Origin of the sequence: Thermococcus pacificus, assembly GCF_002214485.1 — an archaeon.
Classification (GTDB): Archaea; Methanobacteriota_B; Thermococci; order Thermococcales; family Thermococcaceae; genus Thermococcus; species Thermococcus pacificus.
The window spans coordinates 1112700-1138791 of sequence record NZ_CP015102.1 but is presented as its reverse complement, the minus strand read 5'-3'; the positions used below and the strand labels follow the sequence as shown (position 1 = coordinate 1138791).

27 protein-coding genes and 1 tRNA gene are annotated in these 26092 nt (G+C 50.7%); 12 read left to right on the top strand and 16 right to left on the bottom strand.

Going from position 1 to position 26092, the window contains the following annotated elements; all coding sequences use genetic code 11:
* Positions 1-28: 28 nt before the first annotated feature.
* The 4 genes from A3L08_RS06380 to A3L08_RS06365 all read right to left on the bottom strand — a co-directional run bounded on the left by A3L08_RS06380 (position 29) and on the right by A3L08_RS06365 (position 2633).
* Positions 29-484 carry a 30S ribosomal protein S15 gene (locus A3L08_RS06380; protein WP_088854223.1) on the bottom strand — a complete coding sequence of 152 codons (456 nt, stop codon included), beginning with the start codon at positions 482-484 and terminating at the stop codon, positions 29-31.
* Between the two features lie 67 nt (positions 485-551).
* The gene (locus A3L08_RS06375) at positions 552-1466 is read right to left on the bottom strand and encodes an LAGLIDADG family homing endonuclease (RefSeq protein ID WP_232461784.1); all 915 of its coding nucleotides are present in this window, start codon (positions 1464-1466) and stop codon (positions 552-554) included.
* Between the two features lie 118 nt (positions 1467-1584).
* Positions 1585-1662 (bottom strand) — tRNA-Met (locus tag A3L08_RS06370).
* A gap of 320 nt (positions 1663-1982) precedes the next feature.
* The gene (locus A3L08_RS06365) at positions 1983-2633 is read right to left on the bottom strand and encodes a hypothetical protein (protein WP_157721593.1); all 651 of its coding nucleotides are present in this window, start codon (positions 2631-2633) and stop codon (positions 1983-1985) included.
* Between the two features lie 672 nt (positions 2634-3305).
* On the opposite strand from A3L08_RS06365, the gene A3L08_RS06360 reads away from it, so the two are divergent.
* The 3 genes from A3L08_RS06360 to A3L08_RS06350 are packed head-to-tail and all read left to right on the top strand — an operon-like array spanning position 3306 to position 6174.
* Positions 3306-4466: an aconitase X catalytic domain-containing protein gene (locus A3L08_RS06360; protein ID WP_088854221.1), complete on the top strand. Its 1161-nt coding sequence runs from the start codon at positions 3306-3308 to the stop codon at positions 4464-4466.
* A 9-nt stretch (positions 4467-4475) separates the two neighbouring features.
* Entirely contained in the window at positions 4476-4877 is a 402-nt protein-coding gene (locus tag A3L08_RS06355; protein WP_088854220.1) for a DUF126 domain-containing protein, read from the top strand.
* 40 nt (positions 4878-4917) lie between these two features.
* Positions 4918-6174 carry a site-2 protease family protein gene (locus tag A3L08_RS06350; RefSeq protein ID WP_088854219.1) on the top strand — a complete coding sequence of 419 codons (1257 nt, stop codon included), beginning with the start codon at positions 4918-4920 and terminating at the stop codon, positions 6172-6174.
* Here A3L08_RS06350 and A3L08_RS06345 read toward each other — a convergent pair.
* A complete protein-coding gene (locus A3L08_RS06345; protein WP_088854218.1) occupies positions 6162-6728 on the bottom strand; it encodes a BglG family transcription antiterminator in 567 nt (188 codons plus the stop codon). The genes A3L08_RS06350 and A3L08_RS06345 overlap by 13 nt on opposite strands.
* A 282-nt stretch (positions 6729-7010) precedes the next feature.
* On the opposite strand from A3L08_RS06345, the gene A3L08_RS06340 reads away from it, so the two are divergent.
* Both A3L08_RS06340 and A3L08_RS06335 read left to right on the top strand, forming a co-directional pair.
* Positions 7011-7196 (top strand): class III signal peptide-containing protein, encoded by a 186-nt coding sequence (locus A3L08_RS06340; protein WP_088854217.1) that lies wholly within the window; start codon positions 7011-7013, stop codon positions 7194-7196.
* A gap of 47 nt (positions 7197-7243) precedes the next feature.
* Positions 7244-7444 carry a class III signal peptide-containing protein gene (locus tag A3L08_RS06335; RefSeq protein ID WP_088854216.1) on the top strand — a complete coding sequence of 67 codons (201 nt, stop codon included), beginning with the start codon at positions 7244-7246 and terminating at the stop codon, positions 7442-7444.
* Here A3L08_RS06335 and A3L08_RS06330 read toward each other — a convergent pair whose 3' ends face one another.
* The 5 genes from A3L08_RS06330 to A3L08_RS06310 form a co-directional block, all read right to left on the bottom strand.
* Positions 7445-9652, bottom strand: a complete 2208-nt coding sequence (locus A3L08_RS06330) for a glycosyltransferase family 39 protein (RefSeq protein ID WP_157721592.1) — start codon at positions 9650-9652, stop codon at positions 7445-7447. It abuts the gene before it with no gap.
* A 1-nt stretch (position 9653) separates the two neighbouring features.
* Positions 9654-10124 (bottom strand): class III signal peptide-containing protein, encoded by a 471-nt coding sequence (locus A3L08_RS06325; protein WP_232461684.1) that lies wholly within the window; start codon positions 10122-10124, stop codon positions 9654-9656.
* Between the two features lie 18 nt (positions 10125-10142).
* Positions 10143-11651: a DUF2079 domain-containing protein gene (locus A3L08_RS06320; RefSeq protein ID WP_088854213.1), complete on the bottom strand. Its 1509-nt coding sequence runs from the start codon at positions 11649-11651 to the stop codon at positions 10143-10145.
* A gap of 140 nt (positions 11652-11791) precedes the next feature.
* Positions 11792-12607, bottom strand: coding sequence for a UbiA family prenyltransferase (locus A3L08_RS06315; protein WP_198362098.1), 816 nt, complete (start codon positions 12605-12607; stop codon positions 11792-11794).
* A 180-nt stretch (positions 12608-12787) separates the two neighbouring features.
* Positions 12788-14218 carry a B12-binding domain-containing radical SAM protein gene (locus A3L08_RS06310; RefSeq protein ID WP_198362097.1) on the bottom strand — a complete coding sequence of 477 codons (1431 nt, stop codon included), beginning with the start codon at positions 14216-14218 and terminating at the stop codon, positions 12788-12790.
* A 150-nt stretch (positions 14219-14368) separates the two neighbouring features.
* On the opposite strand from A3L08_RS06310, the gene A3L08_RS06305 reads away from it, so the two are divergent.
* The 3 genes from A3L08_RS06305 to prf1 all read left to right on the top strand — a co-directional run bounded on the left by A3L08_RS06305 (position 14369) and on the right by prf1 (position 16489).
* Positions 14369-14938: a hypothetical protein gene (locus A3L08_RS06305; protein WP_088854210.1), complete on the top strand. Its 570-nt coding sequence runs from the start codon at positions 14369-14371 to the stop codon at positions 14936-14938.
* On the top strand, positions 14935-15156 hold the full coding sequence (locus A3L08_RS06300) for a hypothetical protein (RefSeq protein WP_232461683.1): 222 nt from the start codon (positions 14935-14937) through the stop codon (positions 15154-15156). Before A3L08_RS06305 ends, A3L08_RS06300 begins: the two co-directional genes overlap by 4 nt.
* Positions 15157-15241: 85 nt before the next feature.
* Positions 15242-16489, top strand: a complete 1248-nt coding sequence (gene prf1 / locus A3L08_RS06295) for a peptide chain release factor aRF-1 (protein ID WP_088854209.1) — start codon at positions 15242-15244, stop codon at positions 16487-16489.
* Between the two features lie 2 nt (positions 16490-16491).
* On the opposite strand, the gene A3L08_RS06290 is transcribed toward prf1, so the two are convergent.
* Together A3L08_RS06290 and A3L08_RS06285 are read right to left on the bottom strand one after the other, a co-directional pair.
* On the bottom strand, positions 16492-17373 hold the full coding sequence (locus A3L08_RS06290; RefSeq protein ID WP_088854208.1) for a dihydrodipicolinate synthase family protein: 882 nt from the start codon (positions 17371-17373) through the stop codon (positions 16492-16494).
* Between the two features lie 134 nt (positions 17374-17507).
* Entirely contained in the window at positions 17508-19436 is a 1929-nt protein-coding gene (locus tag A3L08_RS06285) for an arginine--tRNA ligase (RefSeq protein ID WP_088854207.1), read from the bottom strand.
* 72 nt (positions 19437-19508) lie between these two features.
* On the opposite strand from A3L08_RS06285, the gene A3L08_RS06280 reads away from it, so the two are divergent.
* Positions 19509-19787, top strand: coding sequence for a lipoate protein ligase C-terminal domain-containing protein (locus A3L08_RS06280; protein ID WP_088854206.1), 279 nt, complete (start codon positions 19509-19511; stop codon positions 19785-19787).
* A 5-nt stretch (positions 19788-19792) separates the two neighbouring features.
* Complete coding sequence (locus A3L08_RS06275; RefSeq protein WP_088854205.1) at positions 19793-20356, top strand: stage II sporulation protein M; 564 nt, start codon at positions 19793-19795, stop codon at positions 20354-20356.
* Here A3L08_RS06275 and A3L08_RS06270 read toward each other — a convergent pair.
* Positions 20288-21418 carry a DUF354 domain-containing protein gene (locus tag A3L08_RS06270; protein ID WP_088854204.1) on the bottom strand — a complete coding sequence of 377 codons (1131 nt, stop codon included), beginning with the start codon at positions 21416-21418 and terminating at the stop codon, positions 20288-20290. The two genes, A3L08_RS06275 and A3L08_RS06270, sit on opposite strands and share 69 nt — an antisense overlap.
* A gap of 282 nt (positions 21419-21700) precedes the next feature.
* On the opposite strand from A3L08_RS06270, the gene A3L08_RS06265 reads away from it, so the two are divergent.
* Entirely contained in the window at positions 21701-22987 is a 1287-nt protein-coding gene (locus A3L08_RS06265; protein WP_088854203.1) for a UDP-N-acetyl-D-mannosamine dehydrogenase, read from the top strand.
* Complete coding sequence (gene wecB, locus A3L08_RS06260) at positions 22984-24117, top strand: non-hydrolyzing UDP-N-acetylglucosamine 2-epimerase (RefSeq protein ID WP_088854202.1); 1134 nt, start codon at positions 22984-22986, stop codon at positions 24115-24117. The genes A3L08_RS06265 and wecB overlap by 4 nt, the downstream gene beginning before the upstream one ends.
* On the opposite strand, the gene A3L08_RS06255 is transcribed toward wecB, so the two are convergent.
* Genes A3L08_RS06255 through A3L08_RS06245 form a run of 3 tightly spaced genes read right to left on the bottom strand, consistent with a single transcriptional unit; the run spans position 24103 to position 26071 of the window.
* Positions 24103-24810 (bottom strand): hypothetical protein, encoded by a 708-nt coding sequence (locus tag A3L08_RS06255; RefSeq protein WP_088854201.1) that lies wholly within the window; start codon positions 24808-24810, stop codon positions 24103-24105. The genes wecB and A3L08_RS06255 overlap by 15 nt on opposite strands.
* Positions 24807-25388 carry a hypothetical protein gene (locus tag A3L08_RS06250; RefSeq protein ID WP_088854200.1) on the bottom strand — a complete coding sequence of 194 codons (582 nt, stop codon included), beginning with the start codon at positions 25386-25388 and terminating at the stop codon, positions 24807-24809. The genes A3L08_RS06255 and A3L08_RS06250 overlap by 4 nt, the downstream gene beginning before the upstream one ends.
* Positions 25385-26071, bottom strand: coding sequence for a hypothetical protein (locus tag A3L08_RS06245; protein WP_088854199.1), 687 nt, complete (start codon positions 26069-26071; stop codon positions 25385-25387). Before A3L08_RS06245 ends, A3L08_RS06250 begins: the two co-directional genes overlap by 4 nt.
* Positions 26072-26092: the final 21 nt, after the last annotated feature.

Here is a 26092-nt window from a genome sequence, read left to right as displayed (position 1 = left end):
GCATCACCGGTAAGAAGAAGGAAAGGGATCAGCGGACCAGGAGCTTGGCCTGCTCCGGATCGTAGCGCCACTTAGCCGGCAGCTTTCCGGTTCTCCTGTAGTACTTGACAAGTCTGCGGATCTTGCTCTCGGTGAGCTGGAGGCCCCTCATGGAGTGCTTGTCCTTCGGGTGCTGCTCGAGGTGCTTTCTCAGGTTGACCGCCTTCCTGATGAGGGCCATGAGATCCTCCGGAATGTCCGGGGCCAGGCCGTTCTCCTCGAGGATCTTGGTTATCTTCTTGCCGGTAATGAGCTTGACGCTCGGGATTCCGTACTGGTCCCTGAGGATCGTCCCTATCATGGCCGCGCTGTAGCCTTCCTTCCTGAGCTTGATAACGAGTCCCTCGACCTCCTCCGCCGTGTACTCCACCCAGGTCGGCGGAGCGGTCCTCGGTGGCTTCTTTGAGCCAGACTTACCCCTCTTTCTCGCGTGTATCCTTGCCATACGAACACCTCCCGGTGACGGCCAGCTCCCGCCAGCCGCCCCTTCGCGTTGGGAATTGGGGAGGGATTTAAAAAGGTTTGCCCCGCTTGACGTAGGTTCTTCCAACCTTCTCATATTCATTCAACCACAGCTTGACAGCTTCGGCAGACGGGTAGTTGCCCTTCAGCCCAATGGCCATTTGAAGCTTCTCAGACTTCCGGCTCGCGGTAAATCCGACTTTCTCCGCAAACAACTGGACATCGTTAAAATGGAAAATTCGCAGGATGAACATATCAACGTTTGACGAGTACTCCTCACCTCGGATAACCACCCTATGTCCCCTTGAGTACAGCTTGGATATCTTAGAGTTTATCCCCAACTCTTCCAGAGCCTCCTGAGCAAACTCCAAAACCTCCAAATCCGAGTTGACTGCAGCAACCTCCACTTTGAAAGATTTTCCAGCGGATATCACGGGGAATCCCTCACTATCAAAGAACCCCCTGAGAAATTCCCTCGGATATTTTCTCGCCAGAGAAAGCAGTCTCTTCCGAGAACCTGTTAAGAGTTGAAACAGGGATTTGTTACTTCCCTCAACGTAGTGCCTGTCCACGCGGGTAGAATCCCTTTCGAATCCTATAGTCACTCCAATTCCCAGCTTTTTCAAAGCGTTCGCAAAGGCTTCGGCGAATTCTTTATCAATGACTTTAAGTTTGACGACATACCTCCCATTGCTTTTTAGATGCACACTACCATCGCCCAAGTAGACACCAATAACATACGCGAGTTCAGGTGATGGCTCCAACGAAATATTACGAATCCTGTTGAAAGGATTATGCGTTCCCTTGCACCACCGAATGACAGTTGCCTTCGAGAGCTTAAGATTATGCTCGTCTGAGATGAACTTAACTATTTTCCCATAGCTGAGACCCTGGGAACGAAGAACCTTTACCTCATCCATTATCCTCTGAAGTTCCTCGATCGAAAGGTCTTTGATCTTCCTCATGACTACCAAGAAAGGTAATATAGAAAGCATAAAAAAGTTTTCGCTGTATATAAAACGTCCCAATGAACAACAAGAGACTTGGAAGAACACATGCGAGCTATAATGCACAGAAACAAGCTGGTAGCGGGGCGAGGATTTGAACCTCGGACCTCCGGGTTATGAGCCCGGCGGGCACTCCTAGCTGCCCCACCCCGCTGCTCGACCCGTTCTTAATGAGCTGGTGAGGGTTTATAAATCTTACGGATGCATGTGGGCTCCACTGGGGAATAAAAAACAAAACTGGAGAAAAGGGCTCACTCCTCGGGGGGTATGCTGATCACGATGTTCATGTCGTCGTTCTTCATCTCAAACCTCACAGGCCTTTCCATGGAGTCCACGAACATGTGCCACTCCCTGCTGGAAGTTAATAAGATTCTCTTTAGCAATTGACAACATAGTGACCAGATTGTGTGGAAGAAAATAGATATAGTGGCCTAAGCCACACTAAAGTCCTAAACTCAAAGGAGGGAATGTAGTTCAGCCAAGCGGCTGAATTTCCACCACGACCCTCGCAGTTTCATCATCCGAGACGAACTCCAGAGGCCTCCCCTCACTGTCCACGGTAAGCGTCCACATCCTTCCGGAGGATGTTTTTACACTATACACGTACGTTTTGTCTTCAAGACCTAACCCCTGAAGCACCCTGGTTGAGAGAGAAACGCCCTCCGAAACCATTCTTGCATCCTCAGAGTTCTCCAAAATTCTCCTGAGGGACACCAATGGGAAGTTTTCCCTGAACATGGCCAGTGCCTGCTCCCTTGACAGCCCGAAGTATTCCCTCCAGAAGGTCAGGACATCAACCTCGCTACCGTCTAACAGCTTGATGCTGCCTGAAACCTCTCCGGTCTTAAGGTCAACAACCACATGCCCATTCATGACCGCACTGCCGTTTACGTAGAATTTCTCCTCCTCTATAACCACGCCTTTATCCAAGTCAACCTGACCCGTCGCGGTGACCTTTCCTGTGTATGCGAAGGTTTTCTTGACTTCGCGAGTATTGTTTGTGTTGGTTGCATTCATATAGTACTGCCTGAAGGTTACGGTTCTTGTGAAGTTGTACCTGTGGATTTCGTCTATCGAGCGGATCACCTGCGCGGTGGAGGGGGGTTCCGCCAGCGCGTACGCCATTCCCAGCACTGCCCCAAGCACGACAAGGACAGTAAAGACCGATAAAACCGTCTTCATGCATCATTCCTCCTGTACGTTAACATAATGCCATCCGACTGTTAAATGCGAGGATGGGCCGCCTTCATTATCACGCGGGTAAGGGTAGTAAAAGCTATCCGTAAATCCCGGCTGAGAGTACGTTCTAAAGAGATCAAACCCGGCACTATTTGTCAAGTGTGCAGTAGCTATGTCAAAGGTGAATGTCCCTAAGAAAGGGATAACGAGAGAGCTGTACCCGGATCCCTCATACCAAGATGTCGAGAACGTCATTAATGTGCCGTCCATCTTGAAATGATATGTGAACGGCCAGATACCTACAGTTGTGGTTGCATAAAAGTCAGGCCCATTGTCTGAAAGCACCACATCATAACTTGGTGCATACGCTACCACACGGCCCGTGCTAACCGCGCTAGTTACTGCCACGGCAACAAAAAAAAACTGTAAACAATACCAACTTTGCAGTAGTCATCTAAATCACCATATTTAGTTGTCAATCTTCGAGTATTGTTCTTCTATATATAAAGCTTTCTGTCCCAATGCGGACATTTAACAGCCTAAAATCAACTTTATGTATCATTTTAATGGCTGGTGAAACCTTTAAAAAACCGGAAACCCATTCCCAATGGTGGTAGAATGTACCTCACGAAGGAAGAGGAACTTGTTCTCGCCGGTGAATACGGCTACGCACTGCAGAAGGCGATGGAAATACTCGTAGCCCTCGGGGATATTTACGGTGCGGACAGGCTCATACCCATCAAGAGCGCCCAGGTCGCGGGGGTTTCCTACAAGAACATAGGCGAAGCGGGGCTTGAGTTCCTGCGTGACTTTGTAAACGCCGGGGCGAAGGTGTCGGTCTATACAACCCTAAACCCCGCGGGAATAGGCGATGAGGAGTTCATGGAGAAGCAGGCGGAGGTTCTCAACCTCTACCGCGAGATGGGCATCGAGGTTACCTCAACCTGCACTCCCTACTACGGCGCGAACCTGCCGAAGTTCGGCGACCACATAGCCTGGAGCGAGAGTTCGGCGGTCATCTTTGCAAACTCCATAATCGGGGCGAGAACCAACAGGGAGGGCGGCCCATCGAGCCTGGCAGCGGCTATAGTCGGTAAGACCCCAAACTACGGCCTCCATCTGGAGGAGAACAGAAAAGCCACTGTCATAGTTGACGTCCAGGCAAAGGTGAAGACCTTCGTCGATTATGCGGCCCTCGGCTACCACCTTGGCAGAACCCTCGGAAACGACGTGCCCTATCTGCGCGGGATAAAGCCCGAAAAGACCGAGTTCCTGAAAGAGATGGGCGCAGCCATGGCCGCGAGCGGCTCGATAGCCCTCTACCACGTCGAGGGAGAGACGCCGGAGTACACGGGGGCGATAGTGGACAAGCTGGAAACCGTAACGGTCGAGGATGAGGATATCAGAGCTGTCAAGGAGCAGTTCAGCGACGACTGGAGCGGGATAGACATGATCCTGATCGGCTGCCCCCACGCCTCGTTGCCCGAGATAAAGGAGATAGCGGAGCTTTTAGCAATGCGCGGGAGGCCTCTGAAGATACCGCTCTTCATCACCGCGAGCAGGGCGGTTAAGGCTTTAGCGGACGCACTTGGCTACACTGAAACCATAGAGCGTTACAACGGGAAGATCATGGCAGATTCGTGCTTCGTTGTCTCTCCAATAAAGGGCTGGTACCGCGGAATAGCCACCAACAGTGGGAAGAGTGCCTTCTACTTCCGCTCCTTCGGGTTTAACGTGAGGCTGGACGACGCTGAAAACCTGATCAAAGAGGCCCCGTGAGGTGGGAGAATGAAGCTCAAAGGGAGAAAGATAGTCGGCGGAAAGGCCGAGGGAGAGCTTATAGTTTCGCAGAAGCCCCTCTCGTTCCTCGGCGGAGTTGACCCGAAAACCGGAATCATTACTGATGCCGAGAGCGATATAAGGGGGCAGAGCATAGCGGGGAAGATACTAGCGTTCCCAAGGGGCAAGGGCTCAACGGTTGGCTCCTACGTCATCTACGCCCTCAAGAAGAACGGGAAGGCGCCAAAGGCGATAATCGTTGGCGAGGCTGAAACCATAGTGGCAACAGGGGCGATAATCTCGGGCATCCCGATGGTCGATGGAGTAGATGTGTCGAAGCTGAAGAGCGGGGCCAAAGTTAGGGTAGATGCCGACAGGGGAGAAGTGGAGGTTATTGAATCTGAGGGATAGAGTTTTTAACCCCCTGCTCCCTTTCACTTTGGGAGGAGAAATGCCTAGGGGAATTTACGAGTGCGTTAACTGCGGGCACAGAGAGGTCATCGACTCCAACGAGCCGCTCCTTGAGAGGGCCTGCCCGGCCTGCGGCGGCGACATGGTTCTGGTCGGCTTCGAGGCAGAAATGCTGGAGGAGAAAGCACCGGAATGGGCGCGCATCGGTTTGTTCCTCCCTCCGGAGGTCGAGGCCAGGGTGCACTCGTTCTACAGCGTGGAGCCGCGCGGGAGCGAGGGGAACGTCTTCGTCTTCGAGGTGAAGGAGATACTCGAGCCGGACTTCGAGAAGGTTCTGCGCGAACTTGAGGAGCTTGGGTACTGGGCGGCGCTGAAGAAGCGCGGGGGTAAAGTTCTCCTCTACGTCTTTCCGGCCGGTGAGGTCAAGCCTGACAACCCCTGGCTGCCTTGGGCGTTCCTGATGGCCACGATCATCACGACCTTCCTGGCCGGCTACTGGCTCGCCCTCGGCTACATAGACCTGATCAACAGGTACAACCTGCCCGGAATAAGGAACCCCTACGTCAACGCCCTCGCTTTCTCGATAAGCGTCATGGCCATCCTCGGAACCCACGAGCTCGGCCACAAGATAGCCGCCGCATACCACGGCGTCCGCGCGACGATGCCTTACTTCATACCATTCCCCAGCATGCTCGGAACCCTCGGCGCCGTGATAAGGGTGAAGTCCCCGGTTCCAACTAGAAACGCGGCCATAGACCTCGGCGTCAGCGGACCACTGGCCGGAATCCTCGTCGCCATCCCCGTCACAGCGATAGGCCTAAGACTTTCAGCTGTCGTGCCCAGCTCAATGGTGCCTCAGACTGGAGAGGACCTCTACATGGGGACAAACCTGTTCTTTGGCGTTCTGGAAAAGCTAGTCCTCGGCATCGGGTCGGGGGAGGACTACACGGTTTTTCTCCACCCGGTGGCTATAGCCGGCTGGGTCGGCATACTCGTGACTTTCCTGAACCTGATCCCCGCGGCACAGCTGGACGGGGGACACATAGCGAGGGCCTTTATGGGGGAGAAGGCGCACAGATACTTCACATTCGCGATAGCCTTCGGCCTTCTGCTCATGAGCTACCTTTGGAGCGGGTGGCTGATCTGGGGGCTTCTTGTTCTCTTCATCGGAAGCGCCGGCAACCCCGGGGCCCTGGACGAGGTTTCCCCTGTTTCAACGGGCAGAAAACTGCTGGCCATAGTGGCCGTTCTGATATTCATCCTCTGTGCAACGCCGGTCCCGCTCTACGTCAAGTGATCCCCTTCCTTTTTCTTCTCCTCCAGGATCCTCTGGATGTCGTAGTAGATAGTATCCCTGGAGACACCAAAGACCCTGGCCAGCTCCGATATGTTCAGAACCTTGGGATTGTAGTCGAAGAGAGAAAGAACGTGGGCCAGTATCTTCCTCCTGTCGGCGGTTTCGGTAAGGGGGCCGTGGCTTCTGGGTGAGAGGTTGTAGACGGCGACGCCGACGGCGTAAGTCCTCCTGGTGACCGGCGTTGTATAGGTTTCAACCTTGAAAGAAACCACCTCTGCATCCTCAATAACCGGGTTGATTTTCTCAAGAACCCTCTGAATGGCATCCTCTCTGTTCCTGCCGGTGGAGTACTCAACGATCACGCCGCCGCCGGACCTGGAAGTGTCGACGAGGAGTATGGCAGAGAGGTGCATGAAGGCACCGAACGTAAGGTTAAGTTCCGCGGATTTTATATAACAGCCAGAAACGGGGAGAGATTCCTTTAGCTTCTTCCTGAAATCGTTTACGCAGTCTTCAACGCTGGCGGACTCGCAGGAAACATGGACCAGGCCCATGGCGGTTCCTCAAAAGCCTTTGGATTAAAAATATATAAACCTTGTCCGGCAAAGGTGTCAGGACGGTGGCAAAATACACCCCGCAGGGGGCTTTAAATCTGAATTGTATAAAATACGACCACCTTAGTGTTAGCTTGTATTTTCTCCAGTACTTTTACAGAGGGGTTAATGAAAATCACAGCACCCCCATTTTTGAGGGGAAATTCGACAAAATTAAGGAAAAAGGTATTTAAGACAAAAAACTGCTAAATTATATGAAGTAATCCTTTGGAGGTGGATAACATGAAGAGGAAAGCCCAGGGTGCGATTGAGTACCTGTTTATGATTGCAGCGGCCCTGATAATAATAGCCATTGTCATAAGGTACCTCAGGGGCGCAGGTGAGAGCACTGGTTCGACTATCAACCAGGGCCAGAGCGCAATTAACAGCAAGCTCAGTCAGGAGCTCAGCGAAGCTCTCAGCGACTGATGATAACTTCGAGTTGCTTTTTCTTTTCTTGTATTGGGGGCAAAGTTATGGGAAGACTAAGGGCCCAGGGAGCGGTGGAATACCTCCTTATTATGACACTGGTTCTGATTATCCTTGCGTGGAGTATCTACAACTTAAGGGTAGCTAAGCGGCAACACGAAAATCTTGCGGATTTCCTCTCGTCTTCTGAAGACCGCTTTAACGAAAAAATAAGGAGTGAAATCTCTTCAAGCCTGGACTCCAGCTGATTAATTTTCCGCCTCAATTCTGACCCCTCTGCATTGTAGAACAACTTTTGATGAAGTTACCACCATTATCGTGCCATTGCCTTCCACTGAAAAGCTCCCTTCGGGATAGAAAATCTCAAACTTGCCCCGGGTGCCTTCCCTGAGGAGCTTTCCGTCCTGAATGGCCACCGCATTCTCCTTAAACTCTATAGTCAGGTTCACAACCACAGGGAAAGACAGCGTTAGAGAATTTCCATCCCGGGAAAGACGAACTGCAATTGAATTCCCATCCTTGGAGTAATAAACGAGGTCGTACTCTCCGTTGGGGTTCCTCTTGATGGTTGCCCTCCACGAGTATGAGACGTTGCCGACTGAAGGATAGACGTAGGCAACCTCACTCCCATTTACCCACAGCTGGAGCTTCCCGCGGAAGGAAGAAAACCCTATCACGTGAGATTTCTCCCCGGAGTTGCTGAAGAGCTCTATGACGTCTCTTTTGCCGTAGCTCTCGGCGTAGAGGAGCGAGCCGTTCACGACTGCGCGTTCCTTCAGTTTTCCAAAGGTTTTCTCAAAAACTTTGGATTCCCTGCTTATTGCGTACATCCACGTGCTGAAAAGCATGTAATCGCTTTTATTCGCGGTCTCCCAAAGCCGGCTGGAGTTCCCCATATAGACGATCCCAAAGGTGTCAAGGCAGTACGGATCGATCCCGAGGTGTAGGTAGTAGGCGTTAAAGGGGTTAATCGAGAGATACGTCCCGTGCAGGTTTGTGTTTCGAATGTACTCGCCAAGATCGTCCCTGAGGTCTTTACTGTGGCCCGCCCAGGCGATGAGCAGTTTTCCATTCCGGTAGTTGTAGGCGACCCCATAATCAGCTACCCCAAAAACCAGAGCAATTGCAAAAGCTAGAGCAATGAGCTTCTTCCTCTCAAGCCTGTCCGGGAGAGATTCAAAAAACGCCAGGTATACCGTCAGCACCATCGGATAGAGGAACCTCATGTTCGGAATTACGGGGAAAGCGAGAAGGTACATAACGGAGGAGACAATTAAGAGAGGGCCTGCAACAGACGGCCTTTCTAGCTTCTCCCCTCTGCCGAAGTAAAAGAGCAGAACCGTGAAGATAAAGATTAGGGGAACGTAAAAAACAATGAAGTCCGGCTTTTCGTTCGTGAAGTCCTCAATAATACCCGCGAAAAGGTCAAAGAACCCCGCTAAGGGAATATACCTGGAACCCTGGGCAAGATATGTCTGGTTAAGGTAGTCCCCACTCACACCGAATCCCAGGATGCCCTCTATCACAACTTTGGGGAGCAGGAAAGCCAAAAGGTACTGAAGGGCTGTTCTTAAGTTCCTGAGAATCAGATGGACAGAGCGCACAAGTTTTCTGAGGTAAGATATCCTGAAGACGTAAAGGGTCAGAAAGCCCCAGATTACCAAAAAGATTCCAGCCGGAATGATGTGCCCAACAACGTCTATTCCATGCACCCCGGGGAGTATAAAGATGCGTCTCAGCTCATCTGATGGGTAAAGCATTACCGCGCCCACGACGAGGAGGGACATTATACCGTAGGCAACAAGAACAAGAAAAACCTGAACCCTGTTGAGCAGAACCCTGCCGAGGCCATCGAGGTAGGATTCGGTCTCGGCATCAATTAGGAGCATGAGAACAACGTAAAGGGCAGCTGCATAGGGTAGTATCGTGAACTTGGAAGTGCTTCCAACTCCCACCCAGAAGAGTGACCAGAGGGCATCCTTTCTGTTTCTATGCTTTACGTATCTGACGAAGTAGTAGAGGGAAAGCATAGTGAAAAGCTCAATCGTGGTCTCGTGAAACACGAGGCCGTTCATGTGAACCATTATGGGATCCATAACAACAACGGCCGAGAAGAGAACTCCAGTTTTCCAATCGCGAAGCTCTCTACCTACAAGGTAAGCAACTAGAACAGCCAGAAGTCCCAGAAAAACGGAGAGGAGCCTTCCAACGACGTAACTGTCTCCAAAAATGCGGAGCCAGAGGGCGAGAAGGTAATAATAAAAAGGTGGATGAACCGCGTAAATATCGCGGTAAGGCAGCACTCCGTGGTTGATGAACCTGGCTATCATGAGGTATGTGCCCTCGTCGTAGTCGAAATACTCGTTCATAGCAGACGAGATTCCCCAGAGGCGGGTCACGAGATAATAGGACAGGATAACTGAAAGGAACATCACACTCTTTTTTCTGTCCTTCATCTCATCTCCTCCACGCCATGATGGAGAGCGCACATGGGAAGTCATCCTCATGGAGGTAGACACCGTTTATTTTATTTTTGCCTTTGTCCTCTGGAAAGTTCCACTCACCGGTTGCACCGTTGCACAGGCGCACTCTTATCTTTTTGGTGTCGGCGGAATCTCCATTTGCATAGACCCAGAAACGGTATTTCCCCGTATCCGGATAGTAATGCAGGTTAACGGATACGTAGAAGTCACAGTTCTTCGTCGCCTCACACCCTAAAGGATATTTATAGACCACCCAAGTCACGGGATGATCGTATCCAGGTTTCTCAGGGGAAAGTTCGGGATCAATGTAAGTAATCCCCGTTATAGGGACGCCCTTCGAGGACGTATAGACGTAGTGGAATACAAGTGCAAGTAGTATCAACGCTACGGTGACCATTACAAGGTATTCAATGCTACCCTGCCCTTTTTTCATGTTAACACCCACTAATTTTCACGAGAAATATTAAAAACCTTTTCCATTGCGCTCTAAGCTTTGAAGTTTCCTAACCAGCTCCGTGGCCTGAGATGTTTCAAGGACGTCGTTTCTTATCCAGACCTCGATACCATCGTTTTCATAAACCTTAGTGTAGGCTCTAAGATGATCTTTTATGCGGTAGTTATACACCGAGTAAAGTAGAGTATTGTCCAAAAGTATAATGTCTGTCTTAGGTAAGGTGTTCCCGCAATATGAACTCCAAATTACATAGGTGCTAATCCTATTTGCAAGATGTGGAAAAATATCGTTTTGGGTGAGGACCGAAAAGTTTGTGCTGTCTACTACCTTAATAATATCGAGTAACAATCGATCGTGATGGGTAATAGGTTGGTAATAATGAGGCGGTACCAGAAGGTCCTTTTTAATTTCATTATCCAAAGGAAGAATGGGAGTTGTTAAAATAGAGAATAAAATACCCACAAGGACGCTAACAGCGAACACCTTCTTAAGGTTATTACTTTGAAGCTCTCTAATCGTGTAAATAACTGAAATCAAAGATAAGGGGAGTATCATGTATGGATACTGAAATCCAATCCTGAACAGGTTTTTCTCGCAAGATAGCAGAATTTCCAGCCAGGGGGCGAACGTTAATAAAAACGTGTACTTAGGACGCAAGAATGTTAACAATCCAAGGGTCAAATTTGCAACAATGAAGTACAGTATTTTCATGGGGATGTATTCTACACATGGAAATCTGGCATAATAGACTGCGGAAGTTATATGGACACCTGCTATATGAGGGATTATGACCCTCCATGAGATTAAAACCCACGATGTTGCAAGAACACCCATGATTAGGGCTGTCTTCTCGGAAGGATGAAGTTTGTTGGTGAGTATCTTCTCAAATAGTGACTTGTAAGTTTGAAGGGAAAACAGCTTGGAGTTTCTCAATAAATAGAACATGCTGAGGGACAGGATAGATAACCCAGCATCTTCCTTTACAAGGAGTACAAAGAACGAAGAAACCAATGCCTTGCGATATTCTCCCCTCTCAAAATATAATGCAGTCATAAATATGAATGGAAGCGCAAAGGGCGTCGCATGAAAATCGTAACCATTTATGCCATGCAGTAATGAATTCATTAAATATAGAACTACAATCGCCAAGGATAACCTCTCACTATGTAGTACTTTTTTTGATAACAAAAATAAGGGGTATGCTGATAATGCAATCACAAAAGTTTGGATGATTAACAGCGTCTCAGCATGGGGAAACACCTTATATATCGGAACCAGAACAAGTAGAATTGGAGAAAAATGTACCCCGAGGTGAGTTGTTACACAAACCTGATATTCTTCAATGGTATTATATAAAACCCTGAACCCGTTCGCTGTGGACCATATTGCCTGCATAAATATGCCCAGATCATAAGCATTGGTTCTGAAAGTATAATGTCTATTAACGGCTATAATGGATAGAAGTACAGAATATGAGAGTATAAGACCCCAAACAGAGTATGTAGTTTTTACCCTCATATTATACCTCCCATGTACCCAAAAAGGAGTTATATAAAAAATTTATGGAGTCAAGGGGAGATAACAATGAAAATGGAACAACGATTCGTAGACTTGAGGATATATTATCAGCCCCCGTATTTGGACTTCTAATTCTACTGCTACAGTAGATACAAGCTTATCACTACTAGTACAACCCAAGATATCAAAGTCGCAATGAGAGGCATATCTCGGAGGTACTGTGGTTCAAAATCAGTTTCACACTTTATGAGGAGATATTCAAGTCGAAATACACCATAGAACACTAGCGGAATCGTAAAAACCAATTTGGGATTAACCTCATTGATATATATCAGATAAGTCACTACCAAAGATGCCGTGGTCATGGTACTTAGGTTTATTATCAATCCTGGGGTGTACTCTCCTAGAGTATTCCTATGTTTAATAGAGCTCGGTACGTTTAATTCGCATCTTCTTTTATGGAATGCCAAAATCAATGCAACTTGAAAAACCGAGAAGACCAACCAGTTTGAGACTGGGACATCTATAACTTGTGCGCCTGCTATTGTTCTCAGCAGGTACCCAATCGATATAGCTATTACATCTATCAAGAAAAGCCTTTTTAAAAAATAAGAGTACATTATATTCAAAAGTAAATACAACACACCAACTAAAGCTACGTTACTAGATAGTCCAAAAAGGACAAACATTGATACTCCACCCAATAATATTACTAGCCCTTTAGCATAGGATCTAGATATCATACCTGAAGGAAGAGGTCTTTTTCTTTTTTTTGGATGAAATCTATCTACTTCAAAATCCCTCAGGTCGTTTATAATATACACCGTGCTTGACAGTAAACAGAAAGCTAGGAATGTTGCAATGACCAAAGCAACGTCTTTAGAATTAAATAGATTTCCCGAAAACAAAATGGGTAGGAATATCACGGTATTTTTGTACCATTGAGCAGGCCTCATAATTAGCACAGTTCCTTTCAGTAGGGATTTAGCGTTTCTTTGGGACATATACCACTACCCCCGGGTACACTTCTCACAAGTTTTTAAACAATAAAGACAAAAAGACCCCCCAATTGAAAGGCCAATGAGTACTGGGCTTATAATGGGGTAATATTTGTCATTCATAAGATTAACCCCCAATTAGAGCTTTAGTAGTCTAAGGCCATATTTTGCATAAGGTAATATTAACCTAGGCTGCTTTAGCATCTCGATAGCTTTTTTCTTGAGATATCTGGTCGATAGATAGGTCTCACGGATAGCTCTTTCTCTAAGCTCTTCTATCTCCTCAGGGGTTAGGTGAAGTGTTCGTATTGCTGGTTTTGAATGGTCGTATCCGGTCAAATCATCAACTACTAAAAGACCGAGTTTAACAATTTCATCGTATATTTCTGTACCTGGAAATGGAACCAACACATGGAACTCGTAAAAATCACCATCCAGTTCTTTTGCAAACTGAATCGTTTCTTCAACCTCTTTTCTTGACTCCCAGGGGAAACCAAGCATAAAAAACAGGTATGTTTTTATACCATGCTCCTTTAAAATTTTCACTGCGTTTCTTGCTTGATCCAAGGTTATTCCTTTTTTAATTCTGTTAAGGATCTCCTGGTTTCCACTTTCAATTCCCAGAGAGACTAACCAACAACCTGCTTTTTTCATCCATTTAACACGTTCCTCATCTATAGTATCTACTCTTGAATTCGTAACCCACTGGATTTTCTCGTGTAGACCCCTTTCAATAATCTCCTTCGATAACTCAATCACCCATTTTTTGTTAATTGTGAATGTATCAGCTCTAAAAAAGAAGTTCCTAATTCCAAATTTCTCATATACATGTTCTATTTCATCTACAACATTCTGAGGGCTCCTAAATCTAACTTTATTCCCATATACAACACGAGAAAGGCAGTATGTACACTTGAAGGGACAACCTCTGTGAGATTGTATCGTGGTTTGAGGTTCTCCTGTATCTGGACGTATGTACAGTTCGTTTCTTAAAAGAGATCGATCTGGAAAAGGAAGATCATCTAACGGCTCAAAGAACTCTCTGGGTGGTGTTCTAACAGCTCGTTGTGCATTGTGATCATAAAATATTATCCCCCTTATATTATAAGGGGATACGCCATTTTCTAATTTGCCAATTAGCTCAGAAGCAACAATATCCGTCTCCCCATAAACAGCAAAATCCACCTGGTATCTGGAGATTATATCTTCCCCAGTTGTATAGAAATGTGCCCCCTTAAGGACGAATATGGTCTCTGGAAAATCTTCCTTAAGCTGTTTTACAAGTTGAGCATCCTTTAAAATCGTTGGGGTCGTAGTTGATATGATCACATAATCAGGCTGTATCCGGTTAAAGTCCGCATATAGATCCTTAAACGTGCCCCCCTCCACGGGGTAATCTTTGATATATATATCTCGAACTCCGTACCATTCTTTAAGTATCCCTGCAATCTGAGCAAAGTCTATGGGAGGCCTTGGAGCCGTTGCAGTAAGACCTTTAACCGGAACTTGACATCTATCTTCCCCACGGATATAAAGGCCAGTGGGGGGATTGAACATAAAGACTTTCATTTTGTACACTCCTCCTAACTCTATTAACGGAAGTTCCATGTTGAGGATATATAGCCAACTAATTCAATATATCCCGAATCTCAATTTAAAAGTTTTTAGGACCAGGAACCTTTAAATTTCTGATGTGTGAAATATATCTCGGTGACCACAATGCCCTTCCTATCCTTCGGCTCCAAAAAGGGTAAAGTCAAAAAGATGTTTGAGAGCGACCAGCTCCAGCTTGTGGTGGAAGAAGCAACAAAGGACAAAAAGACGAGAGAGGCCCTCTTTGAGCTCCTTCAGGACGATAACCCCGGTGTTGTCGGTGATGCCCTTCTCACAATGGTCACATTGATGGACACTAACCCCGATGCAATCAGGCCCCACCTGAACGGCGATGCCATCAAAAAGCTTCTGAGCCTCGTGGAGTCAAGGAACCCCTACGTCAGGGAAAACGCAATGATCCTCCTCTACAGTCTCGCAAAGAGTCTCCCTGACCTGGCGGCAAAGTACCGCGGCCTTATCATAGAAGAGGCCGAAAGGGCCCTTGAAAGCGGCGACAAAAACCAGAAGGGCTTCATCCTGATCCTCATAGGCGAGCTCGGCTTGAAGGAGCTCGAACCCAGGGTCAGGGGCCTAGTCGGCGTGGAGGACAAGGTCATACTACCCTTCGAGGGCAGGAAGTGGGTGAAGCTGGGGGACATAGCCAGCGAAACCCTTGAGAAACTATCGGAGGCATGAAAGTGCTGGAACTCTTGATTTTTCTCATCCTCTTGATAGCAGTCGGCTACATGATCCTGAAGCTGACACTGGCGGTTCTCAAGTGGTTAGCCGTCAACGCGATAACCGGGCTTCTGCTCATCGGAATACTGAACTTCCTTGGGATCACCCACATCCAGCTTACCCCCATAAACTTTCTTATAATAGCCGTTGGAGGCGTGTTGGGGTTTTCATTTTAATTCTGCTGTCCCTCATCTAAGCTCCAAACCTTTATAAATTCCCCTTTTTATGCCTCTAACAGCGAGAAGTTTTGGGGTGATGCTAATGTCTCATAAATCCGCTGAGATGTACGAACTCAAGAAGAAAGTGGAGGAGCTCAAAAGCTATCGAGGTCGAGCAACCGAGCTGGTCAGCCTTTACATTCCTGCGGGCTATGACATAAATAAGGTCATGCAGCAGCTTAGAGAAGAGTACGGCACCGCCCAGAACATAAAGAGCAAGTCAACCCGAAAGAACGTCCTGGGCGCCCTGGAAAGGGCAATGCAGCACCTCAAGCTCTACAGGCAGACCCCGGAGAACGGTCTGGCGCTCTTCGTTGGAAACGTCAGCGAGCAGGAGGGAGTGAGCGACATAAAGCTCTGGGCAATAGTCCCGCCCGAGCCCCTCAAGGTCCGCCTCTACCGATGCGACCAGACCTTCGTCACGGAGCCCCTTGAGGAAATGCTCCGCGTTAAAGATGCTTATGGCCTCATAACCGTTGAGAAGAACGAGGCCACCATTGGTCTGCTCCGCGGGAAGAGGATAGAGGTAATCGACGAGCTCACCTCTAACGTCCCCGGAAAGACGAGGGCGGGTGGTCAGTCGGCCAGGCGTTACGAGAGGATTAGGGAGCAGGAGACCCACGAGTTCATGAAGCGCATAGCGGAGCACGCTAACAACGCCTTTCTCCCGCTCCTTGAGAAGGGCGAGCTCAGGGGCATCATTATAGGCGGCCCTGGCCCCACAAAGGAGGAGTTCATTGAGAAGGACTACCTCCACCACGAACTCAGAAAGAAAATCATCGGCGTCGTTGACATAAGCTACAGCGGCGAGTACGGCCTCAAGGAGCTCGTCGAGAAGGCCAGCGACATCCTCAAAGACCACGAGGCCATCAAGGAGCGCCACCTCATTCAGAACTTCTTCAGACACCTCGTCAAGGACACGGGAATGATAACCTACGGTGAGAGGGAAGTCAGAAAGGCCCTTGAGCTTGGGGCGGTAGACACGCTCCTCATCAGTGAGGGCTACGACCGCGTCAGGGTTCACGCGAAGTGCAACAACTGCGGCTGGGAAGAGGAGAAGACCATGAGCGAGCAAGAGTTCCATGTTTACAAGAAGAAGCTCACCCACTGCCCAAAGTGCGGAAGCCAGAACCTCAGCTTCGAGAAGTGGGACGTGGCGGAAGAGCTCATAAAAATGGCCGAGGAAGCGGGCTCAAACGTTGAAGTCATATCCCTCGATACTGAGGAGGGCCAGCAGTTCTACAAGGCCTTCGGCGGAATTGGTGCCTTCCTGAGGTATAAGATAAGGTGAGGTCAGCCAAGGATCTCTGCCAGCAGCTTCCCTATCTCTTCTTTCGTTTCCTCTCCATCCATGACGTATGGCGGTCTCAGAACTGGCTTTATCGAGAAGCCCCTGACGGACATTGCCAGCTTTATAGCCGAGCCGAAGGACGAAGCGAGGTCGTAAACCTTTGAGAGCTTCGCCAGCTTTCTCGCCCCCTCGAAGGCCTCTTCAAAGCGCTTCTCCTGAAAGGCCTTCCACACCGCGAGGTGTATCTCAGGGGCGAAGTTGGCGCAGGCCATTATCCCGCCGTCGCCGCCGAGGATTAGCGTGTTGAGGAAGTGCTGGTCAAGGCCCGTAAAGACCTTGAAATCCTTCCTCTCGCCTTTAACCTCGAGGATGACATCCCTGATGTGGTTTACGCTGTCTATCGTCTCCTTAACGCCCGCGATGTTGGAGTACTCAAGGGCGAGGCGTTTGATAAGCGGGACGCTCAGGGAGTTGGCGCATGAGGGGATGTTGTAAAGGATGATGGGGAGGTCCGTTTTCTCAGCCACCATTGAGTAGTGCTTGAATAGCGCCTCCTCGCCCAGAGGACAGTAGTATGGTGGCGCTATGACCACGTAGTCTGCACCTATGTCCTGAGCGTGCCTGGTAAGCTCGATGACCTCGAAGGTGTTCGAGGATGCCGTTCCCACGAGGTAGAAGGCCGAAGTGACCAGCTCACGGCCTTTCTCAGCGAGAAACTTCTTCTCCTCCGTGCTCAGGCTCGTAAACTCTCCAGTTGTCGCGTTGATAAATATGCCGTGAACGCCGGCCTTCTGGAGGTACTCAACGTGCTCCTCAAGCGCTGGAACGTCTATGGAGTAGTCCTCGTTGAAGGGGGTAACCAGAGGGACTATAACGCCGCGCATGGAACCACCGAAGGGTTTAGGCGAAGGGGGTATTTTAGGGTTGGGGTGTACGGGATGTAGATTCGAATTTAAGTACAGCCCCTAGTACTAGGTATCGGTACCGATACCCAAAGGAAGAAAGAAAGGAAAAGGGGTCACATTCTCTCCGGCGCCTCGATGCCGAGCAGTTCCAGGGCGTTCCTGAGGACCTGCTTTACCGCGAGCACGAGCAGCAACCTTTCCTCCACGATGCCCTCCTCGGCCTTCAGCACGGGGTGGTCCATGTAGAACCTGTTGAAGAGGCTTGCCAGCTCGTTGAGGTAGGCTGGAATCAGGTGAGGCTTGATGTCTCTTCCTGCCTGCTCTACAACTTCTGGGAACCTGGCTAGGAGCTTTACCAGTTCCTTCTCGCGGTTGGTGAGCTTCGAGAAGTCGGCTTTCTCAAGGAGGCTCTTCCAGTCTATGTCTATGCCGTTCTCCTCAGCCTTCCTCATAATCGAAGCACAGCGGGCGTGGGCGTACTGGATGTACGGGGCGCTTTCCCCTTCGAAGTTCAGAACGTCGTCCCAGCGGAAGGTGATTATCTTATCCGGACTGTACTTGACGAGGTTGAAGCGCACCGCGCCGACACCAACAGCCTCCGCGATGGTGTCCTTTTCCTCCTCACTCAGGTTCGGGTTCTTCTGTTCTACCAGCTCCCTCGCCCTCTGAACTGCCTCGTTGAGCACCTCGTCAACGGTGAAGCCGACCCAGGTTCCCTTCCTGCCCGAGAATGAACCCTCCGGCCTGACCACGTGCTCGTAAGCCAAGTGGTGGAAGTTCTTCGCTGAATCCTCAAAGCCGAGGAGCTGGAGGGCGTACTTTATCGCCATCTGCGGGTGCTTCTGCTCCGCTCCGATCACATTGATGACTATATCAGCCCTCCCGAACTTTCCGGGCATCTCCTTCCCGTCCGGGGCTGTCGTCCAGGTCTCGTGGTCATCCTTCCTATCCCACGGCTTGTAGAGCATGTCGGCCTTAACCTTGCCGAACTTCCAGAGGTGATAGGCTATGTCCTTGCCCGTGTAGGTTGCAGTCCCATCGCTCCTTCTGAGCACCAAAAATGGGTTCTTCATGTCCGGGAAGAGCTTTCTCAAATCCATCACGAAGGCTCCCTTGTACTTGCCCTCCTCAGCCCAGAAGAAGTTCTCGTTAGCCTCTATAAGCTCGTAGGCCTCGTTGAAAATCCCGCTCTTCATTATGTCGCTCTCCCAGCTGAGCAGGTCGTATGTTATTCCCATGCGGTAGGTTGTGAGCATCTGGGCCCTAACAACCCTCTCGGCCAGCTTCCTGCCTATTTCCGCTATCTCGTTGTCTCCCTCTTCCAGCTTCTTCATCAGCTCGCGGACTTCTTTATCTACCTCGGGGTTCTCCTCTATGCGCTTGTTCACCTCGACGTAGAGCAGGCCCATCACGTGGTCTATGAAGTCCTCCTTGAGGCCTTTCTCGCGGAGCTCAGCCTCAATCCTCTCAAACTCTTCCTTAAGGTTAAGGTAGCCCCAGAGAACCTGGGCGAACTGGACCCCAAGGTCATCTATGTAGTTCTGAACCTCGACGGTGTAGCCGAGCTTGCGCATGATCCTCGCCATAGTGTCGCCCAAAACAGAGTTCCTCGCGTGCCCCATGTGAAGGGGTTTGGTCGGGTTCACGGAGGTGTGCTCGACGATAACTTTCTTGCCTTTCCCGATCCCGCTCTCGCCGTAGGAGGCGCCCTTTTCGAGTATCTCGCTGACCAGCTCCTTGCCAAAGCGGTCGTAGTCGAGGTAGAAGTTTATGTAGCCGTTCACGGCTTTAACGTCGGCTATCTCCTCCGGGAGCTTTCCGTTAAGCCTTTCAACGATCTCCTCCGCTATGAGCTTCGGTGCCTTCCTGAAGACCCTCGCGAGCTGGAATGATACCGTCGTCGCGAAGTCGCCGAGCTCGATGCTTGGCGTTTCGTCGAAGGTTATCTCGCCGCTCCACTCCTTGCCTGCTTCGTTCAGCATTTCCTCAAGGACTTCCTGAAGGATGAGCCTGACGCGCTCCTTAACCTCTCCATAGCCCATTCACACCACCGCTCCCACTTGGACCCAACCTTTAAAAACTTCTCCCGTTAATTTACTCAGGAGGTGGGTAGGATGAAGCACCGCGTTGGTGAGCACAAGGCAAAGAAGGGGCTCATAAGGATAGAGTTCGACGAGGAGAACGGAATAGCGGAGCACGTCAGGATAACGGGCGACTTCTTCATGCACCCCGAGGAAGCGGTACACGAGCTAGAGCAGAAGCTCGAGGGGCACAGGCTTGAGGAGCTCGAAGGGCTGATGGACGAGTTCTTTGCCATGAGGATGGACATAGAAACGCCCTACGTTAACGTCGAGGACTTTAAGATTGCTCTCAAAAACGCCCTGAAGGAGTGATATCGATGAGGCTTCCGGAGATACCACGGAGAACCTTCGTCCTTCTCCTCATGGTGTTTATGGTCTTCTCCTTCGTAGGCTACGCAGCAGGAGCCGCCAACCCTGAGGCCGCCGTAGAGGCCGTAAAAAAGGTGATATCACAGATCGGACCCATATCCGATTCCAGCTTCCAGAACTTCATCAAGATATTCACGAACAACTCCCTGGTGGCGCTGTTTATGTTCATATCCGGGCTGTTCTTCGGCCTCGGGCCGTGGTTCATAATGGCTTTCAACGGGCTGGTTGTTGGGCTGGTGGTTCTGGCAGTCCACAGGACAGCCGGAATGCCGATGTCCCAGGTAATCCTTGCCCTTGTCCCCCACGGAGTCATAGAGATACCAGCGATAGCGATAGCCGGCGTCGCTGGAATAGTGTGGTACCGGGAGCTAGTAAAAGGAGAAGGCGAGCCGGCGGAGAGGTTCAAAAGGGGAATGATGGAGGGATTCAAGCTCTACCTTCTCTCAGTGGCGCTTCTCCTCGTTGCCGCCCTGGTCGAGGCCTACGTAACCCCCAAGGTTGCCGGCCTCTGACTGACCCTCAAGACCTGCCATGAACATCCCGGATTCCTCGTAGGTTTCTATTTCCTCAAGGATGACGTTCATTGGGTTCTCAAAGCCGCTCACGACGGAGCGGATGTAGGAGCGGTAGCTCCCATTAAGCTCCATCATGCGCTCGGCCATGGCGGCAACCTTGACCGGGTCGGTGGAGTGGAACTTGACGCCCTTCTCAACTAGCCACCTCGTTACCGCGAGGAGCCTTCCGGGATAGGTGGAGATTGTTGGCGTTCCAAGGGCTATGGCCTCCCTGTTCATCGTTCCCCCAGCGCCTATCATCAGCTTAGCGTAATGGAGCAGGCTGAGGCTGTCGACGGGCCTTTCAGGCATGATCACGTTGTCGAACCTCTCGAAGCGCGCCCTCTGCTCCTCCGTGCGTGGGAAGAGGACAATGGGCACATCGGGCAGGAGCGGGATGACGTCCTCCAGAACGCTCTTCTCCGGCCCGTTGAAGTAGTTGGCCTTCACAGGCTCGGTGCGCATCACTATGTAGCCGTGTCTCTTAACCCCGAGCTCCGTTAGAACCCGCCTGTCCGGCCTGAAGCCGTAGAGATGGGCCAGTTCCGAGAAGCCGTTGACAGGTCTCATCCCGTTCGGATCGGCGCCGCACTTGAGGAGGTCGTAAGCGTCTATGGCCTTGGGGAAGAGGAGGAGCTTTGTGTAGGGGAGGATGAGCTTGTTCTGGGCGATGGCCGTCTCGTTGTCAACGAATCCGATGGAAGGAATCTGGAGGCCAAAGGCGACCCTCGGGGCCTCGGCTGAGTGCTTGTAAATGGCAAGGTCAGGTTTTTCCTCCACGATGAGCTTGCTGAGCCGGTACATTCTCTCGGTTCCGGCTATGAGCTTGCCCTCGAGGGTGGCCCCTCCGTGCCTACCGACGACGTAGTAGTCGAAGCCGTACATGTCGAGTATTCCGGTAAGGCCGTCAAACTCCCTTGTGGTTACGAGAACCTCATGACCCGCCTTCTCAAGTTCCCTTATTACACCTTTGAAGAAGTGAACGTGAGGCGCGTTCGTGATGTCCACCCATACCTTCATTATACCCACCATACTACTGGACAGCTCTGTGCAATATAAGGGTTTCCCAAAAACGGTTGTGAAGCCTTCTTTTTAAAGCTTTAATAAAGGTGTTTTAACTGAAAGAACGTTTACAACGCTTTCTCTTTATGAACTGGTCAAGATATGCCGGCGTAGTTTATTTGAAAGGATAATCCCTCCACAGGCAAATCCAGAAAAGGTGACCCTCCAGGAAACGAATTTGAAACCGTTTTCTGGAAAAGGCTTTTATTGGGCCGGAGTGAGCGGTGATAGGTGGAACGAATGGAAGGGGGAATAGAAAAGAGGACTGCGGAGATAGCGGTCATCGGACTTGGATACATAGGCCTCCCGACGGCCATAATGTTTGCCAACGCGGGCTTCAATGTCACAGGTTACGAGATACGGAAGGAGGTAGTGGATAAAATAAACTCCGGAGAGGCCCACATCGTGGAGCCTGAGATAGACGAGCTTCTCAAAAATGCTGTCGAAAGTGGAAGGTTGAGGGCCACATCTGACCCGGAAGACATAAGGGGCAAAGACGTTTACATAATCTGCGTCCAGACGCCCCTCAACGAGGACAAAACACCTAACTTGAGCTACCTTGAGAGCGCGGTTAAAACCGTTGCAAAGGCCATGAAGAGGGGTTCACTGATAGTCATCGAGAGCACGGTTCCACCGCTCACCACCGTTAAGATGGCAAAGCTCATTGAGGAGATTACAGGTCTTAAAGCCGGGGAAGACTTCTACATGGTTCACGCCCCGGAGAGGGTGATGCCGGGCAGGATTTTCAAGGAACTGGTCTACAACTCCCGCATATTTGGGGGCATAACTCCGGAGAGTGCAGAGCTGGCGGAGAAGCTCTACCGCTCCTTCGTGAAGGGTCAGACGTTCAAAACGAACTCCACCGTCAGCGAGGTCGTAAAGCTCATGGAGAACACCTTCCGCGATGTTAACATAGCTTTAGCCAACGAGTTCGCCTACCTCGCCCACCAGTACGGCATAGACGCCTTCGAAGCGATAGAGCTGGCCAACACCCACCCACGCGTTAAGATTCACGTGCCTGGAATCGGTGTCGGTGGCCACTGCCTTCCGAAGGACCCCCACCTCCTCGTCTGGCCCGCAAGAGACGATTTCGGGCTGATAAGGCTCGCGAGGGAGGTAAATGACGGCATGCCCCTCTTAGCCAAGGACCTCCTTTTCGAGGCGCTGAAAACTGTCAACCTGCCGCCGGAAAAGGCGGTCGTGGCAGTTCTTGGACTGGCATACAAGGGCGACAGCGACGACACGAGGAACTCTCCAGCCAAAGCCTTCGTGGAGGCCGTAGAAGAAGATGTGGCGGAGGTTAGAACCTACGACCCCTTTGTTGAAGGGACCCATGGAAGCATCGAGGATGTGCTGGAAGGCGCGGACGCGGCCGTTATAGCAACCGACCACTCGGAGTTCAAATCGCTCAACTGGGAGGAACTGGGAAAGCTTATGCGCACGAGGATCATCATCGATGGAAGACACGTGGTGGAGATGCCGCCGGAAGGCTTCATATTCAAGGGCATTGGGAGGGGGGAGTATTGAGACCGGCTTTCGTCTTCGGAACCCGGCCGGAGATAATCAAGCTCTCACCCGTCATAAGGGCGTTCATTAAGAGGGGGGTTGAGCCGCTCCTGATCCACACGGGCCAGCACTACGACTACGAGATGAGTGCGGTCTTCCTGGAAGAGCTTGAACTGCCTGAAATCGATTACCACCTTGAGGTCGGCTCTGGAACCCAGGCAGAACAGACCGGACTGGCTATGATGAAGATTGAGAAAGTTCTAATGGACGAAAAACCAGACGTAACCCTTGTGCAGGGGGACACCAACACGGTTTTGGCGGGAGCGCTGGCAAGCGTCAAGCTCAAAATCCCCGTGGCCCACGTTGAAGCCGGCCTGAGAAGCTTCGACAGGACGATGCCGGAAGAGATAAACAGGGTTCTGGCCGACCATGCGAGCGAGGTTCTCTTCCCGCCGACAGAAGAGGCGAGGAGAAACCTGGAGCGCGAGGGGATAACAGAGAACGTCTACGTTACTGGAAACACCATCGTGGATGCGGTTCTTCAGAACGCTGAGATGGCTGAGAAGAAGAGCGACGTTTTGGAAAGGTTCAGCCTCAAGCCAGGGGAGTACATTCTGATAACCGCCCACAGGGCCGAGAACACCGACAGCAGGGAGAACTTAGAAAAGTTAATCGAAATCCTAGAGAGCCTTCCTATGAGGGCCATCTACCCGATGCACCCCAGGACGAAGAATCGGCTGAAGGAGTTCGGACTGCTGGGGAAGGTCGAGGGAATAGAGAACCTAATCGTGACGAAGCCGCTCGGCTACCTCGATTTCCTGAAGCTGGAAAGGAACGCCTTCGCGATAATGACCGACTCAGGCGGAATTCAGGAGGAAGCTATAATCCTGAACGTGCCGTGCCTGACGCTCAGGTACAACACTGAGAGGCCGGAGACGGTTGAAGCTGGAGGAAACGTCCTCGTTGGCCTTGAAAAGGAGCGGGCGCTAAATTACATCAACAAATTGCTGAACGACGCGGAATTCTACAGGAAGATGGCGAGTGCTCCCAATCCATTCGGGGATGGAAAGGCAGGAGAAAGGATAGCGGAGATACTACTCAAGCTCCACGAAAGAGGAGAACTGAAGGTCAGGAGCTCAAGGTTCATCTGAGTAGTCGAGGGTGGAGGCCCATTCGTCCACTTCCTTTACTATCTCTCCCGTAAGCATTTCCCAGCAGTTCTTCCCGCTGAACTTCCCCGTTCTCACCTCGAGGACGTTCCAGTAGACGACCTTGAGGGAGTAGTCCCCGGTCGAATTCCCTCTGGCGCGGGCGGTCTCGTAGAGATCCCGGGCAAAGTTGGAGAGGTCGTCCGTCTTGCTGGAATCCTCCGAGTACTTCCTCTCAACCGAGAGATAGCTCCCAACATCGCCGTTGGAGTTCATGTAGATTAAGACACTAGCATAGCAGCTTTCGTAGTAGAATCTGTTCTCACGGCCCTGAAAGTTCGTGAAAATCACTACAACCGGGGCATTAACCCTATCGGGTGGAGAATCGCCCGGGAGAACCACAACCGGACGGACGTGGGTGAAGTCCGGCCAAAGGTTGTGGGAGATGAGGACTTCCTCAATGGCATTTCGCAGGAAGCTTTTAAACTCATCATGGCCGAGTTCTGGGTAGACATCATACATCAATTCGAGTTCTAAAGGTATGTCAACGAAAACCCTTCCTGAGTAACTGACGTTCGAGAGGGCGTTAAATTCACCTTTTGACTCCCAGGAAACGCTCGTCGAAAGCAAAAAGTAGCCGACAATGAGATAAACGGCTCCGATGAGGATCACAAGGGCCTTGGCCGAGCCCCTCATCCCTCTTCACCCGAAGGAAACCTGAGGACGGAGCTGGCTATTGACTTGGCGGCACTCCTCATGAGGTGCTTGGCGTAGCCCCGGAATCCAATGATTCCCTTCGAACTGTCCGAGACGGTGATGCGTAGATAGCCACGTATCTGAGGGGTCGAGGTTTTCTCAAAGTTAACTAGGGCCGCTTCCTTGTCGGTGGCGTTTCTGTACCCGAGGTAGTGGCTTGGGTCGCCGGCGCTTGAGTATATCGCGCCAACCCTGATGGAGCCCTCCGCGTAGAGTGGGGTGTAGCTAGCGTTGATCCACTCTACCCACACCGCGAGAAACTGGCCGTCGCACTCCACAGGGGCCCCTAACAGGAGTACCTTGTACCCCCTATTCCTGAGCTCTTCAGCGACCATCTTTCCGAAGGGTGAGTCCGGATAAACGCAGAAGCCCGAATTAACGGTGGCGTTGGTGCTGACGTCTGAACCAAACTTCACACTGCTTGTCGTCTTCGAAGATGCAAAGGTAAAGTCCCCCCAGTAGAATGCGATTGAGAGTGCAACAACCACCACCAGAGCCAGAGCGTAGGCGCGCCTCATTTTGAATCCCCCACAGATCGCATTCCACTGATGATTTCATCCGCTATATAGTCGGCGAGCATCATGTATGGATCAGAATTCGCGAGGATGCCTGACTTGGCCTTCAATCCCTCCCAGTACATGAAGACGGCATCTCCAGGGATTCTCTTTGTGTCCATGTTCGCCTCCGTTTCGTGTGATACTATCTCCATCAGCCTCTCGGTGTCTGAGGATGAAACCCCCTTGCTGCACTTCTGGAGGGCGCTCAGGAAGTCAACGATGTCGCCTGCTGTGGAGTAGTAGGCAATGGCATCCACGGTGACAATTCTCACGAGGAAACCGTCCTTCTCATTGAGTGAGGAAACGTAGACGAAGAGAACCCGGCCTTTGAGCTGAACCTTTGGCAGATCACCGACTTCTACCACAATGGGCCTCAAGCCCCTCTCGCGAACCCGCTCGGAGAGGCGGTTTTCAAGGAGGGACTTCAGGGGCTCGTCGGCCTGGACGGCTATGTAGACCGTGCTGGACTTTGGTGGAGTGGCGAGGCTGATGCTCTCGTTCGATTCATAGACGACGGGATAGCTTGAATGAGCCGTTGTTCCGGAGTACTCCGCGAGTACGGAGTTTTCAGACGCGATTACCAGCGAAACGACGAGCAGCAGGGAAATCACGACCCCGGCAACCAAAAGAAGTTTCCTCCTCATAACCACTACCCAAAGTATCCA